The organism is Mycobacterium sp. pR1184, assembly GCF_041287235.1.
Taxonomy (GTDB): Bacteria; Actinomycetota; Actinomycetes; order Mycobacteriales; family Mycobacteriaceae; genus Mycobacterium.
This window is the reverse complement of the sequence record NZ_JBGGKR010000007.1, coordinates 153535-167162: the sequence shown is the minus strand read 5'-3', so window position 1 is coordinate 167162 and position 13628 is coordinate 153535. Positions and strand designations below refer to the sequence as shown.

Sequence of the window (13628 nt, the reverse complement as noted above, 5' to 3'; positions counted from 1 at the left end):
CCTCAGGTCACGCGATGGCGTTGACGGCAGTTGACAGCCTCGATCCGAAGGCGTCCGGAATCGGGATGTACCCGTTGTCCGCTAAACCATTCTGGCCGGGACCGATGGTGCTCTGCAGGAAAGCCTTGACTGCCGAACCGACCTGGGAGTCGGGGTACTTGGAGCAGACAACCTCATACGTCGCCAGCACTATCGGGTACGCACCCGACTGTTTCGGCCGGTAGAACGAAATCGTGTCGAGGACCAGGTCGTTGCCCTGCCCGACGATCGAGGCACCGGCAATCGTCTTGCCCACCGAGTCGCTACTGATCGCGACCGGGTCGGGGCCCGCCGACGTGACAACCTTGGCGACGTTCAGGTGTTGCGCCTGGGCGAAGGACCATTCGTTGTAGGTGATGGACCCCTCGGTGCTCTTGACGGCCGCACTGGTGCCGTCGTTACCCTTGGCGCCCTCGCCGACACCGCCGTTGAACTTCTTGCCGGCGCCCTTGCCCCACCCGCCGTTGGAAGCCGCGTCGAGGTACTTCTGGAAGTTGTCCGTCGTGCCGGACTCGTCACTGCGGAATACCACGTGAATGGGCTCGCTCGGCAAAGTTGCGCCCGCGTTGATCGCTTGGATCGCCGGATCGTTCCACGTGGTGATACCGCCGTTGAAGATCTTCGCCAGGGTGGGACCGTCGACGTTCAGCGAAGTCACCCCGTTGATGTTGAAGGTGACCGCGATCGGACCGAACACCGTGGGCAAGTTCCACGCGGGCGAGCCGCCGCAGCGCGTTTGGGCCGCCCCGTACTCATCGTGGCTCAACGGCGAGTCCGATCCGCCGAAATCGGTTTGACCGCCCGTGAATTCGCGGACGCCGGCACCCGAGCCATTGGGCGTGTAGTTCAACGTCTGACCCGGGCAGGCCTGTTCGAACGCCTTGACGAAACGCGTCATCGCGTTCGCCTGGGCTGTCGAACCGCTCGCCTTCAGCGTCTTGGCGCCACCGCAGGTCACCTTGCCCGACGGTGCGCCCGACGTGGTACCGCCTCCGGTCGCGTTGTTGTCGCTGCCACACCCCGCGATAGCGAATGTTCCAGCAGCCAGCACCCCGAGCAAGCCGCCAAACCGGTTGAGTTTCAATTCAGTTCCTCACCTTTACGATTGAATGCCGCAGCACTAGCCGCAGCTTACAAAACCAACCGTCATCCCCGCGACCGGGAAGCTACAGTAAGAACAGGTTAACGTTCGGCAAAATTTGTCCCCGCCATCGCCTTTCGGCTCGGTGACTCAACCCCGCTCACGATCGCTGAGTCGAACCGACTAGACTTACGAGATCGCGTTGACGGCAACCGACAAACGGAATATGAATGTATCCGGAACGCGAACATATCCGTTGTCCCCCAAGCCATTCTGGCCAGCACCGATGGTGCTCTGCAGAAACGCCTTGACCGCCGCACCGACCTCCGGATCGGGATACCTCGAGCAGACAACCTCGTAGGTCGCCAACACGATCGGATACGCGCCAGGCTGATTCGGGCGATAAAACGAAACCGTGTCGAGCGCCAGGTCGTTGCTCTGCCCGACGATCGGTGCTCCGGCAATCGTCTTGCCCACCGAGTCGGCACTGATCGCCACCGGATCCGGTCCTGCCGACGTGACAATCTTGGCGGTGCCCAGGTGTTGAGCTTGCGCGAACGACCACTCGTTGTAGGAGATCGACCCGTCGTTGGCCTTGACCGCGGCGCTGGTGCCGTCGTTGCCCTTGGCGCCCTCGCCGACGCCGCCGTTGAACTTCTTGCCCGCGCCCTTACCCCACGCGCCCTTGGAAGCGGCGTCGAGATACTTCTGGAAATTGTCCGTCGTCCCCGACTCGTCACTGCGGAACACGACCTGAATGGGCTCGGCGGGCAGGCTGACGCCGGGGTTGAGTTCCTGGATCTCGAGATCGTTCCACCTGGTGATGGCGCCGTTGAAGATCCTGGCCGCGGTCTGACCATCGAGGGTCAGCGAACTCAGCCCATCGACGTTGTAGGTGATCGCGATCGGCCCGATCACCACGGGGAGCTGCCACGCCGGCGAGCCGCAGCGACGCTGGGCGGCGGCGTATTCGCCGGGCGCCAACGTCGAGTCTGAGCCCGCGAAATCGGTTTGATTGCCCGTGAATTCGCCGATTCCCGCGCCTGAACCATTAGCCGTGTAGTTCACGGTGTGACCCGGGCACGCCTGCTCATACGCCTTGACGAACCGCGTCATCGCGTTGGCCTGGGCGGTGGATCCGCTGGCCTTGAGTTTTGGTTTCCCGCCGCAGGCCACCTTCACCGGCGCCGCCGGTGTAGTCGTCTTCTCACCAACCGCATTGTCGTCATCGCCACACGCCGACAACATCACTGCAACAGTGGCCAGAACGCACAGGACGGCACCAAATCGGTTGATTCTCAATTCAATCCTTCGTCGGTACGAACGAGACGATGTTCGGCGAATTCGTCAGCCATCGTCGCAGGCCATCGCCCGCGTTTGCAATTTCGGTCGCAATACCCCGGCGGCCCCACCGACCCGGTACGCGGACGCCGCAACGCGGCTACCGTATGCCAAACTAGAACCTGTTCCAGAAATGCCGCGATCCGAGACGGTCAGTCTTGCTTCCGTTTCGGCCGACAACTCAACGAAGAGAGGCCGTAATGATCCTTGACAGGTTCCGTCTCGACGATAAAGTCGCCGTCATCACTGGTGGCGGCCGTGGTCTCGGGGCGGCCATCGCGGTGGCGTTCGCCGAAGCCGGCGCCGATGTGCTCATCGCGTCGCGCACGCAGTCCCAACTAGAGGCCGTCGCCGAAGAGGTCCGTGCCGCGGGTCGCAAGGCACACATCGTCGCCGCCGACCTGGCCCATCCCGAGGCCACCGCGAAGCTCGCCGAACAGGCCGTCGAGGCGTTCGGCAAACTGGACATCGTCGTCAACAACGTCGGCGGCACCATGCCCAACACGCTGCTCACCACGTCGACGAAGGACCTCAAGGACGCGTTCACCTTCAACGTCGCCACCGCGCACGCGCTCACCATCGCGGCGGTGCCGCTGATGCTGGAGCACTCCGGCGGCGGCAGCATCATCAACATCACCTCCACCATGGGCCGGCTGGCCGGGCGGGGTTTCGCCGCCTACGCCACCGCCAAAGCCGCGCTGGCTCATTACACCCGCTCCTCAGCGCTGGATCTTTGCCCGCGTATCCGGGTCAATGCGATCGCACCCGGATCGATCCTGACCTCCGCGCTGGACGTGGTGGCCTCCAACGACGAATTGCGCGAGCCGATGGAGAAGGTGACGCCAATGCGCCGCCTCGGCGATCCAGTCGACATTGCCGCTGCCGCAGTGTATTTGGCGTCGCCGGCCGGCAACTTCCTGACCGGCAAGACGCTCGAGGTTGACGGCGGCCTCACGCATCCCAATCTCGACATCCCCGTCCCGGACCTGTGATCCGATGACGCGAGCAGCCTGCACCTGCGCTGGACTGATCGCCGTCCCGACCCGCCTTCGACCGCTAAGGAACCAGTAATGCCAATCCCCGTCGTCCAATTGGGCACCGGCAATGTCGGTATCCACGCACTGAGAGCACTCATCACCAACCCCGAATTCGAACTGCGCGGCGTCTGGGTCTCGTCCGACGCCAAGGCCGGCAAGGACGCGGCAGCACTTGCCGGACTTTCGGATTCGACCGGCGTGCTGGCCAGCACCGACCTCGACGCCGTGCTTGCCACCGGGCCGCAATGCGCGGTGTACAACGCACTGGCCGACAACCGGCTGCCCGAGGCACTCGAGGACTACCGCCGCGTCCTGGCGGCCGGTATCAACATCGTCGGCAGCGGCCCGGTTTTCCTGCAGTATCCGTGGGAGGTGATTCCGCAGGATCTCATCAAACCACTGGAAGATGCTGCCCGCGAGGGCAATTCGAGCCTGTTCGTCAACGGTATCGACCCCGGGTTCGCCAACGACCTGCTACCGTTGGCGCTGGCCGGCACCTGTCAGAGCATCCAGCAGATCCGGTGCATGGAGATCGTCGACTACGCGACCTACGACAGCGCCGCGGTGATGTTCGACGTCATGGGATTCGGAAAACCGATGGACGACATCCCGATGCTGCTGCAGCCCGGCGTGCTCAGCTTGGCGTGGGGCTCGGTGATCCGGCAGATCGCGGCGGGGCTGGGCATCACACTCGACGCGGTCACTCAGGAGTACGTCCGGATCCCCGCACCCGAGGACTTCGACATCGCGTCGGGGCATATCGCCAAGGGCACCGCCGCCGCACTGCGCTTCGAGGTGTTCGGCATGGTCGACGGCAAGCCCGCTGTGGTCCTGGAACACGTCACCCGGTTGCGCCCCGACCTGCAGCCCGAGTGGCCGCAGCCCGCCCAGGAGGGCGGTTCTTATCGCATTGAGATCACCGGCGAACCCTCGTACGCCGTCGACGTCTGCCTGGGCAGCCCGAACGGCGACCACAACCACGCCGGACTGGTGGCCACCGCGATGCGGGTGGTCAACGCGATCCCGGCAGTGGTGGCCGCCGCGCCGGGAATCGTGACGACTCTCGACCTGCCGCTGGTCACCGGCAAGGGGCTCTACCTGCCCGGGTGATCGAATACGGGCGGTCGCTGGTCGGTCGCGGTGGGTCGCGGCCGCGGGAGCCACCCGACCAGGCGGGGCGCAGTTCGCCGGGTAGCGTTTATCGGATAGCCTCACTTTTTTATTCGGTAACACGCATCGAAGGTCGTTCAGTTGGCGCAGAGCACCCGGGCCTCGTTCAAAACCAGCTGGTATCTGCTGGGGCCGGCATTCGTCGCCGCGATCGCCTATGTCGATCCGGGAAACGTCGCGGCCAACGTCAGTTCCGGTGCGCAATTCGGCTACCTGCTGCTGTGGGTCATCGTCGCCGCCAACGTGATGGCCGGCTTGGTGCAGTACCTTTCGGCCAAACTCGGACTGGTGACCGGGCGCTCGTTGCCCTCGGCCATCGGCAAGCAGATGAGCCGCCCGCTGCGGCTGACCTTCTGGGCGCAGGCTGAAATCGTCGCGATAGCAACCGATGTCGCTGAAGTCATCGGCGGCGCGATCGCGTTGCGGATCCTGTTCGGTCTGCCACTGCCGCTGGGCGGGGTGATCACCGGAGTGATCTCGTTGCTGTTGCTCTCGATCAAAGACCGTCGGGGCCAGATCATTTTCGAGCGCGTGATCACCGGGCTGCTGCTGATCATCGCAATCGGCTTCGCGGCCAGTTTCTTCGTCTCCACGCCACCGTCGGACTCCGTACTCGGCGGCCTGGTGCCGCGCTTCCACGGCGCCGAAAGCGTGCTGCTGGCCGCCGCGATCCTGGGTGCCACCGTGATGCCGCATGCGGTGTACATGCATTCGGGTCTGGTCCTGGATCGGCACGGGCATCCCGAGCCCGGCCCGCAGCGACGCTGGCTGCTGCGGGTCACCCGCGTCGACGTCGTGCTAGCGATGGCCGTCGCCGGGACGGTGAACGCGGCCATGCTGCTCGTCGCCGCGATCAACCTGCAGGGCCACGACGACGTCGCGTCCATCGACGGCGCCTACAGCGCGATCCACCACACGTTGGGCCCCGCGATCGCGGTGCTGTTCGCGGTCGGGTTGCTCGCCTCCGGCTTGGCGTCGTCATCGGTGGGCGCCTACGCCGGCGCGATGATCATGCAAGGTCTGCTGCATCGGTCGATACCGATGATGGTGCGTCGCCTGGTCACGCTGTGCCCGGCCGTGGCGCTGCTGGCGTTCGGTCTCGACCCGACGCGCTCACTGGTGATCTCGCAGGTCGTGCTGTCGTTCGGCATTCCGTTCGCGGTGTTGCCGCTGGTCAGACTCACCAGCAATCGCAAGCTGATGGGCGACGACACCAACCACCCGATCACGACAGCCATCGGCTGGGCAGTCGCAATACTGGTGACCCTATTGAACGTGGTGCTGATCTACCTCACCCTGAAAGGGCACTGACAACCGAACATTCATAGTTCAGCCGTACCGTGTGGTTTGTCCGAGGTTTCACTATTCTTCATATTTGCGCCGTTTTGGGCTCGCACACTTACGCGGCCTAAACGTGAATACGGAAGGAAACGCGTCAAATGCCTTCACCTCGCTGGCTGGCCAGACTTTCCGCCCCGTTCCTCGTTGGCGCCGCCCTGGTAACCACCGCTGCGGTTGCGGCCGCCGACACCGTCGATACCAACTTCCTGGCCCAAATGCGCGCCCTGGGGTTCACCTGGCCGCCGAATGAGGACCCCGACATACTCTTTATGGCGCACCACATTTGCGCCGACCGGTGGAATGGCTGGTCGTCACAACAAATTGCCGACGACATCCACAACACGCTGGGCCCGCGCGGCATCAATTTCGGCGACACCACCTCGATGGTGAACCTGGCGGTGTCGACTTACTGCCCGTAGGGCACGTGGTCAGCCGATCTTCGTCTCGGTCCGTACGCGGGACCAGGCACCGAAATTCGGAAGTTGTTTTACATAGCTATACGAAGCACATAGGCTCACCTGGTGCCGATTCGTCTGACGGTGAGCCGCTGAATGCAGGCGCGCCGGCATTTCTACTTCGCATACGGCTCCAACCTGTGCGTAAGGCAAATGGCTCGGCGCTGTCCCGATGCCAGTGATCCGCGGCCGGCGGTGCTGTCCGATCACGATTGGCTGATCAATCAGCGCGGTGTGGCGACCGTCGAACCCTTCGCCGGCAATCACGTGCACGGGGTGCTCTGGCAACTCTCCGATCATGACCTGGCCACCCTGGACAGCGCCGAGGGCGTTCCGGTGCGCTATCGCCGCGACGAGTTGACCGTGCACACCGACGACGGCCCGTCACCGGCCTGGGTCTACATCGATCACCGGGTGACCCCGGGACCGCCCCGCCCCGGCTACCTGTCAAAGATCATCGACGGCGCCGTCCATCACGGGCTTCCGCAACGCTGGATCGACTACCTGCGGCGCTGGGACCCCACGCACTGGCCGCGCCCGGCGTCCAAGAGATCGAAGTCCGGGCCTGGCCCACAGTCACTTTCGGAGCTGCTGGCGCAGCCTGGGGTGCTCGAGTCGAGTCACCTGCGGTCGCGTTTCGGTTTCCTGGCCATCCACGGCGGCGGCCTGGAAGAGATGACCGACGTCATTGCCAAGCGCGCGGCCGAGGCCGCCGGTGCGTCGGTATACGTGGTACGCCACCCCGAGCGCTATCCCCATCACTTGCCCTCGGCGCGGTTCGACCCCGCCGAGTCGCCACGGCTCGCCGAATTTCTCGACCATGTCGACGTCGCGGTCTCCCTGCACGGTTATGGCCGCATCGGGCGCAGCACACAACTACTGGCCGGAGGCCGCAATCGCGCGCTGGCCACCCACCTTGCCAAACACATTCAGCTCGGCGGCTATCAGGTCATCACCGACCTTGACGATATCCCGCTCGAACTACGGGGGTTACATCCTGACAACCCGGTAAACCGGGTACGCGAAGGCGGAACACAACTCGAATTATCCGTTCGCGTCAGGGGTCTCAGTCCACGCAGCCCGCTGCCGGGACCTGATGGCCTATCGTCGGTCACCTCTGCCCTGGTTCAGGGGTTGGCGGCCGCGGCTCGCTCCTGGTAATCGTTCTTAACTCATTTTACGGAGGTTGTTGGTGGCCAAGGATTTTCGATTCGGCATGAGCATGCGGTTCTACAAGTCGCGCGAGGCGCTCCTCGACAAGGCCAAGCGCGCTGAAGATTCCGGGTTCGACATTCTTTGTGTGCCTGACCATTTGGGCGCCGCTGCGCCCTTTCCCACCCTGACCGCGGTCGCGATGGTCACCACGACACTGCGGCTGAGCATGTATGTACTCAACTCCGCGTTCTACAAGCCGGCGCTGCTCAGCCGCGACATGCAAGGCCTGGACCTGCTCAGCGACGGTCGCCTCGAAATCGGGCTCGGCACCGGCTACGTGCGGGAAGAATTCGAGGCCGCCGAGATCCCCTACCCCAGCGCCGGTGCGCGGGTCGACTACCTCGAGCACATGACGAAATATCTGAAGGAGCACCACCCCTCGACACCGCTGATCATCGCCGGCAACGGTGACCGCGTGCTGAGGATCGCGGCCCGCAACGCCAACATCATCGGGCTGACCGGCTCGAAGGTAAACGACGTCGATGATCCGTTCGCCGAACGTGTCGACTTCGTCCGCAAGGCCGCCGGCGACCGGTTCGAGTCCCTCGAGCTGAATCTGGCGATCACCGCGATGCCACGAGACGGCGAGACCGAGCCCGACCTCAAGCTCACCCGCGCCTACGCCCCGGAGCTCTCCGACGAGGAGATCCTGTCCCAGGCGTCGGTGCTCAGCGGTTCTCCTGCCGAGATCGCCGACACGCTGCGCGGCTACCGGGAGAAGTACGGCGTGTCCTCCTTCACCGTGCAGGACAATAACATCGCCAACTTCTCGAAGGTGATCGCCGAACTGCGCTGACGCCGGTCGCGGCCAACGGGCCTGCGCCTGCCGTCACGGTAAGCTCAGGCCCGTCCGCCCTCGTAGCTCAGGGGATAGAGCACGGCTCTCCTAAAGCCGGTGTCGCAGGTTCGAATCCTGCCGGGGGCACGTTGTCGTGTGTATGACCTCGGCTGATGCGTGACGTTTCTCCTTCGGGTGATGCGCGACAGTGTTTCGGCTGATGCGTGACAGTTGTTTCGGCTGATTGGTGACACTCCCGAGATGAGAGAGTCGCGCCTGAGCAGCCGCGACACCCATCCCTGGGAGACCCCGTAATCACGGGCGACCTACGACTGTGAACGGCCTTCGATGAGGACGGCGGTGATGACCGGACGAGCCTCGCCACCAACCGAAACTGGCCGACATACCTATTCCGATGTCTTGAGACACCCTATTCGCGTGTCCGGAAATACCACACTGCCGGGGCGCCATTGTGGTGTCGCAAGACATCGGAATAGCTGCGGACCTGCTTAGGTCTGCGGCTTTTTCCGTTTGGGGCCTTTGGGTGCGCCGGTGGGTTGATAGTCCGTGGTGGTGTCGAGGGTGAAGTCGAGTAGCAGCCGCTCCTGCCACCCACTCAGTGCGCACAAAGCGATATATAGTTTACTGTTTGTACATGTCGACCGATTCCGCCTACCGCAGGCCCGCTTTTCGGCTAACTCCCAGCCCGTCGGCTGAGTCGCATGCCTTCTGGATCGGCGGTGCGACCGGCCGGCTAATGATTTGCCGCTGCCGAGCGTGCGGACACTTCTTTCACCCGCCGGGGCCGGCTTGCTGGCGCTGCCGCAGCACCGACGTCGGGCCACAATCGGTGTCCGGGCGAGCCACGGTGGCCGCGTACACCGTGAACCGCCAACCCTGGATTGCCGGTTTGGATCCGCCCTACATCGTCGCCATGGTGGAACTTGAAGAGGAGCCCGACGTGCGCCTCATCACCAACGTGGTCGACGTATCGCTCGACGACATCCACGTCGGCCTGCCGGTCGAGGTCTTCTTCGAGGATTGGACCGAACCATCGGGCGATCCGGACACTCGTGTTTGGCTGCCGCTATTCCGGCCGTCGCGCTCGACCTGACAGGTGCAACCCTCTCGAGATGATGAAGGACAACTCATCAATGATCTCGTCCGCGTAGGGCATCTCTTGGTCGGAAGAATAGGTGTTCCGCAGGAAGGTCGCCGCAACGCCGACGAACAACATCAGTAGCCGCAGTTGCAAGGCCGGCGACGAGGTTCGCAGACCCTGCGCCGAAAGATAACGTTCCATCGGCGGCACGATCGGATCGAGCGTCGCGCTGATCCGGGCGCGCACACGATCGAGTTCGTCACCCGGAGACTCATCGGCGAACACGTGCACCATCGCACGGGCGATCGACTGGTTGCTCGACATGAACTCGTAGAATCCCGTGGTGAACCGACGAACCAGTCGGTCATAGTCCATTGCCGTCAGGGCGGGGTCGTCGAGCCACCGCTGATGCAGCCCACCAACAGCATCCAGCAGCGGCGTCACCACCGCGTCGAAGAACAACTTTTCCTTGCTGTCGAAGTATCGGAAGATCAGATCGTGCGAAACCCCTGCGCGCGAGGCAATCTCGCGCGTCGTCGCACCATACCCTCGCTCTCCGAACACCTCTCGAGCGGCCGCCTGGATCAATCCGGGCGCGCTCCCACGGCGGGCACGTTGACCTTGACCAGCCATCAGACACTCAGAACCACAAGTACATACCGGCGAGAACCACCCATAAGATGATGCAGTAGGCCTCGAAAAGCGCCCGCAGCATGAGCGGGGCGTTGCGCAACTCCATGAAGTCGAGCCCGACGAATCGGACCTTTACCACGGCAAGCCCCAGCACGACCACACCGACCGTCGAATCGACTCCGTGGTCTGCGCCTAGTGCCCACGACAACATCGTCACCATGACAAGCACTAACCACACGACGGTCGAGCGCGCGCGCAGCAGAGCGAAGCTCATCGCTCAACTCACCAGATAGAGCAACGCGAACAGGACTATCCACAACAGGTCGACGAGGTGCCAGAAGCAGGCGCCTCCTTCGACGACAGCCATTCGCGTCGCGCTGAGGCTGCTACGGCGCGCTTGCGTCAGCAGCAGGATGAGCACGCCCGCGCCGATCAGCACATGGAAGAGGTGCAGGCCGGTCAGGATGAAGAAGTAGAGGTAGAAGTTGTTCTCGGTCGGGACGTGCCCGGCGGTGACCTTGGCCGTGTACTCGACGCACTTGAGGCCGATGAAAATCAAACCGCAGACCAACGCGCCGGCGAGCATAAATTGCGCGGCTCCACGCCGGGACTGCCGAATTGCGCGAACAGCGGTCACCACGAGCAGCGAGCTGGTCAGCAGGACCAGAGTGTTCGTCAGGCCGATACCTATGCTGAGCGTGTGCCGCGATGCGTCGAACAGTTCGGGCGCCTGCGCGCGCTCGTACATGAAGGTCGCGAAGAAGACCCCGAAGACCAACATGTCGCCGAACAGGAAGATCCATACGCCGGGTTCGCCGGGCACATGCGCGGCCGGCCGGGCGCCGGACTGTTCACCGACGGCCGACCGCAGGGAGACCAGACTCACGCTGCGGGTTCCCACTCCCGGTTCGCGGCGCGCTCTTCACGTTCGGCCGCTTCGACGTCGACGGCTTTGGTGAGCATGATCGCAGTCACCACCATCCAGATGCAGAACACGGTCAGGGGGATCCAGAAGGCGAACATGCCGTTCCAAGCCAGCGGCCCCGTCTTGAACAGGTAGATTGCGCATCCCGGAACGCCGAGCACGGCGTACCAGATGTTGAAGTAGCCAAACCATCGCGGGAAGCTCGGCACCCGGCGCCTGTCGAGGAACACGCAGAACGCCAGGATGACCACCTGTGTGATCAACGGGCCGACCAGCCCGACGAAGATGAACCAGAACATGTCGTTGAGCGCTTGTGTCACATCGGGATTGCGCTCGGGGCGGTACGCAGCCGCCACGGCGAACAACGCGCACAGCGAAAAGCCGAACGGAAAGGTCACGCTCAGCAACACCTGGGTCAATGACATGACGCCCCAGTAACCTTCGATCCGGCGTACTTGGCGCGACAGTAGTGCGAAGAACGGCGCGAAGAGCCAGGCAGACAGGATCATCAGGGCGAGACCGATACGGATGCGCAGCTCGTTGTCGCTGTATATCCGTGCCGTCTGTTCGGCGGTGAGAGCCGGGCTCATCGGGGGGATGAGTCCTGCGATGAACCAGAACATCACCAGGAAACCGCCCAGCATAGCCACTCCGAGCCATGCCGAGGCCTTTTCGATTGTCACGTGCATGGCGGCTCCTCGCACCGAGGTTGCAATGAGATGACGTTATCGGCCCCTCAGACAGTTAGTCAATCATTGGTCTACTAAGCTGCGAGCGGTCATCCACCCCGCCGGTCGTTTCTTGACTCGGCATGCCGACGCGCTTAGCGTGGCGCTGGGCAACCTAGTTGACTTAGTTATAGCCGAATGCTCGAGGAGCGCACCGTGACGAACACCGTCGGCTTCATCGGAGCGGGTCAGTTGGGTGAGCCAATGGTGTTGCGTCTGCTTGAGGCCGGCGTGCCCGTCATCATGTATGCGAGGCGCCCCGAGGTACGCGATCGCCTGGCCGCCCGCGGCGCCACGCTTGCGGCTTCGGTGGCCGAACTCGCCAGTGGCAGCGACATTCTGATCTCCTGCTTGTTCTCCGACGCACAGCTCATGGCGATCGGATCGGGGCCCGACGGCTTGATCGCCAACGCGAAGCGCGGCAGTGTCTTCGTCTCTCACACCACCGGAACGCTGACGACGCTGAAGTCCTTGAGCGACCAACCATCCGCGCCGACAATCCTCGATGCGCCGGTCAGCGGCACTGCGGACGACATCGCCGCCGGCACCCTCACCGTACTGATCGGCGGACCGACCGAGGCGGTGCAATTGGTATCCCCGGTACTAGCGGCCTACGCAGACCCGATCGTCCCCACCGGGGAACTAGGTAGCGCCTTGGCACTCAAACTCATTAACAACGTGCTCTTCGCCGCGAACGCCCAGCTTGTCGCCGCCGCAACAGAATTGGGCACGTCGATGGGTGTCGACCCCAACGCCCTGCTGGCGGCACTCCAGGTGTGTAGCGCGGGAAGTCGCGTCGCGACACACATTCAGCAGATCGGCGGGACAGAACCGTTCGCCGAGATCGCGGGGCCTTTCCTTCGCAAGGACGTCGCTGCGTGCCTTCAGGCCGCCGCGCAGGCAGGCGTAGAGCTCGGTCTACTCGGCGATGTTGTCGCGACCGGTCCCCTGCCACTCAAACCCGTTGGAGCGAAATGACGCAGACAAGAGGCGCGCCGATGACCGATCTGGAGACGATCGAGTTCGAGGTCACGGATCACGTCGCGACGGTGACGTTGAACCGTCCCGGCCAGATGAACAGCTTTAACCAGACGATGGCCACCGAGCTCACCGCTGCCTGGACGCGGGTCCGCGATGACGAGGACATCCGGGTTGCCGTCGTACGGGCCAACGGAGAGCGGGCCTTCTGCACGGGAATCGACGTGTCGGCGGGTCGGTGGTGGGCCGAGCAAGCGGTCTTCAACCAAGAAGACCCCGGAACCTTCTTGGGTCCCAAGGCACATCAGGTGTGGAAGCCGGTAATCGCCGCGCTGAACGGGATGGTCGCCGGGGGCGCGATGTACTTCGTCAACGAATGCGACTTCGCGATCTGCGCCGAGGACACCACCTTCTTCGACCCGCACGCCAACGGCGGCGTCGTCTCGGCACTCGAACCGATGGGCATGCTGTCACTGGGCGTTCCGTATGGCGATGTCATGCGTTGGGCCCTGTTGGGCAGCGAGGAACGCATGACCGCCTCGACGGCGCTACGACTCGGCCTGGTGACCGAGGTCGTGCCCAGCGATGACCTACGCGAGCGTGCCGCCGGACTGGCCAGCGAAATCGCCGCTCGCAGAACGCTTGCCGTGCAGGGCACCGTGCGCGCCATGTGGGAGGCCAGGGATCTCTCTCCCAGCCTGCGTCAGCGACACGGAATGTCGTACACCCACATCGGCAATGACTACGCGAACCCATCCGACTCCCGCGCCAACAAGCGAACTCCGCGGTTCCGCTGAGGACGTCG

Annotated in this window: 15 protein-coding genes and 1 tRNA gene; 10 read left to right on the top strand and 6 right to left on the bottom strand. The window is 63.7% G+C overall.

The window, feature by feature from the left end; all coding sequences use genetic code 11:
* Positions 1–7: 7 nt before the first annotated feature.
* Together pstS (ACAG21_RS14585) and pstS (ACAG21_RS14580) are read right to left on the bottom strand one after the other, a co-directional pair.
* Positions 8–1123: a phosphate ABC transporter substrate-binding protein PstS gene (pstS, locus tag ACAG21_RS14585; RefSeq protein WP_370496817.1), complete on the bottom strand. Its 1116-nt coding sequence runs from the start codon at positions 1121–1123 to the stop codon at positions 8–10.
* A gap of 186 nt (positions 1124–1309) precedes the next feature.
* A complete protein-coding gene (pstS, locus tag ACAG21_RS14580; RefSeq protein WP_370496816.1) occupies positions 1310–2422 on the bottom strand; it encodes a phosphate ABC transporter substrate-binding protein PstS in 1113 nt (370 codons plus the stop codon).
* A gap of 239 nt (positions 2423–2661) precedes the next feature.
* On the opposite strand from pstS (ACAG21_RS14580), the gene ACAG21_RS14575 reads away from it, so the two are divergent.
* The 8 genes from ACAG21_RS14575 (at position 2662) to ACAG21_RS14540 (ending at position 9571) form a co-directional block, all read left to right on the top strand.
* Entirely contained in the window at positions 2662–3453 is a 792-nt protein-coding gene (locus tag ACAG21_RS14575; RefSeq protein ID WP_370496814.1) for an SDR family oxidoreductase, read from the top strand.
* A 78-nt stretch (positions 3454–3531) separates the two neighbouring features.
* Positions 3532–4608, top strand: a complete 1077-nt coding sequence (locus tag ACAG21_RS14570; RefSeq protein ID WP_370496813.1) for a diacylglycerol kinase — start codon at positions 3532–3534, stop codon at positions 4606–4608.
* Positions 4609–4749: 141 nt separating this feature from the next.
* Positions 4750–5979, top strand: coding sequence for an Nramp family divalent metal transporter (locus ACAG21_RS14565; protein WP_370496812.1), 1230 nt, complete (start codon positions 4750–4752; stop codon positions 5977–5979).
* 128 nt (positions 5980–6107) lie between these two features.
* A complete protein-coding gene (locus ACAG21_RS14560; RefSeq protein WP_370496811.1) occupies positions 6108–6428 on the top strand; it encodes a DUF732 domain-containing protein in 321 nt (106 codons plus the stop codon).
* 132 nt (positions 6429–6560) lie between these two features.
* Positions 6561–7625 carry a poly-gamma-glutamate hydrolase family protein gene (locus ACAG21_RS14555; RefSeq protein WP_370496810.1) on the top strand — a complete coding sequence of 355 codons (1065 nt, stop codon included), beginning with the start codon at positions 6561–6563 and terminating at the stop codon, positions 7623–7625.
* A 25-nt stretch (positions 7626–7650) separates the two neighbouring features.
* Positions 7651–8475 carry an LLM class F420-dependent oxidoreductase gene (locus ACAG21_RS14550; RefSeq protein ID WP_370496809.1) on the top strand — a complete coding sequence of 275 codons (825 nt, stop codon included), beginning with the start codon at positions 7651–7653 and terminating at the stop codon, positions 8473–8475.
* A gap of 56 nt (positions 8476–8531) precedes the next feature.
* Positions 8532–8604 (top strand) — tRNA-Arg (locus tag ACAG21_RS14545).
* 508 nt (positions 8605–9112) lie between these two features.
* The gene (locus ACAG21_RS14540) at positions 9113–9571 is read left to right on the top strand and encodes a Zn-ribbon domain-containing OB-fold protein (RefSeq protein WP_370496808.1); all 459 of its coding nucleotides are present in this window, start codon (positions 9113–9115) and stop codon (positions 9569–9571) included.
* Here the strand turns inward: ACAG21_RS14540 and ACAG21_RS14535 are convergent.
* From ACAG21_RS14535 to ACAG21_RS14520, 4 genes are read right to left on the bottom strand one after another with little or no spacing between them, the layout of a single operon-like run.
* Positions 9545–10147, bottom strand: coding sequence for a TetR/AcrR family transcriptional regulator (locus tag ACAG21_RS14535; protein ID WP_370496807.1), 603 nt, complete (start codon positions 10145–10147; stop codon positions 9545–9547). The two genes, ACAG21_RS14540 and ACAG21_RS14535, sit on opposite strands and share 27 nt — an antisense overlap.
* 52 nt (positions 10148–10199) lie before the next feature.
* Entirely contained in the window at positions 10200–10466 is a 267-nt protein-coding gene (locus ACAG21_RS14530) for a cytochrome C oxidase subunit IV family protein (protein WP_370496806.1), read from the bottom strand.
* 3 nt (positions 10467–10469) lie between these two features.
* Positions 10470–11072: a cytochrome c oxidase subunit 3 gene (locus ACAG21_RS14525; protein WP_370496991.1), complete on the bottom strand. Its 603-nt coding sequence runs from the start codon at positions 11070–11072 to the stop codon at positions 10470–10472.
* Positions 11073–11074: 2 nt separating this feature from the next.
* The gene (locus ACAG21_RS14520) at positions 11075–11806 is read right to left on the bottom strand and encodes a hypothetical protein (protein ID WP_370496805.1); all 732 of its coding nucleotides are present in this window, start codon (positions 11804–11806) and stop codon (positions 11075–11077) included.
* Positions 11807–12001: 195 nt separating this feature from the next.
* Here ACAG21_RS14520 and ACAG21_RS14515 point away from each other — a divergent pair, with 195 nt between their 5' ends.
* Together ACAG21_RS14515 and ACAG21_RS14510 are read left to right on the top strand one after the other, a co-directional pair.
* Positions 12002–12823 carry an NAD(P)-dependent oxidoreductase gene (locus ACAG21_RS14515; RefSeq protein WP_370496804.1) on the top strand — a complete coding sequence of 274 codons (822 nt, stop codon included), beginning with the start codon at positions 12002–12004 and terminating at the stop codon, positions 12821–12823.
* A gap of 20 nt (positions 12824–12843) precedes the next feature.
* The gene (locus ACAG21_RS14510; protein ID WP_370496990.1) at positions 12844–13620 is read left to right on the top strand and encodes an enoyl-CoA hydratase/isomerase family protein; all 777 of its coding nucleotides are present in this window, start codon (positions 12844–12846) and stop codon (positions 13618–13620) included.
* The last annotated feature ends 8 nt before the right edge of the window (positions 13621–13628 follow it).

What these genes read in the sequence shown, in the direction of transcription:
- ACAG21_RS14575 (WP_370496814.1), top strand. Translation starts at nt 2,662, where the DNA reads ATGATCCTTGACAGGTTCCGTCTCGACGATAAAGTCGCCGTCATCACT.
- ACAG21_RS14570 (WP_370496813.1), top strand. Translation starts at nt 3,532, where the DNA reads ATGCCAATCCCCGTCGTCCAATTGGGCACCGGCAATGTCGGTATCCAC.
- ACAG21_RS14560 (WP_370496811.1), top strand. Translation starts at nt 6,108, where the DNA reads ATGCCTTCACCTCGCTGGCTGGCCAGACTTTCCGCCCCGTTCCTCGTT.
- ACAG21_RS14555 (WP_370496810.1), top strand. Translation starts at nt 6,561, where the DNA reads ATGCAGGCGCGCCGGCATTTCTACTTCGCATACGGCTCCAACCTGTGC.
- ACAG21_RS14540 (WP_370496808.1), top strand. Translation starts at nt 9,113, where the DNA reads ATGTCGACCGATTCCGCCTACCGCAGGCCCGCTTTTCGGCTAACTCCC.
- ACAG21_RS14530 (WP_370496806.1), bottom strand. Translation starts at nt 10,466, where the DNA reads ATGAGCTTCGCTCTGCTGCGCGCGCGCTCGACCGTCGTGTGGTTAGTG.
- ACAG21_RS14520 (WP_370496805.1), bottom strand. Translation starts at nt 11,806, where the DNA reads ATGCACGTGACAATCGAAAAGGCCTCGGCATGGCTCGGAGTGGCTATG.
- ACAG21_RS14510 (WP_370496990.1), top strand. Translation starts at nt 12,844, where the DNA reads ATGACCGATCTGGAGACGATCGAGTTCGAGGTCACGGATCACGTCGCG.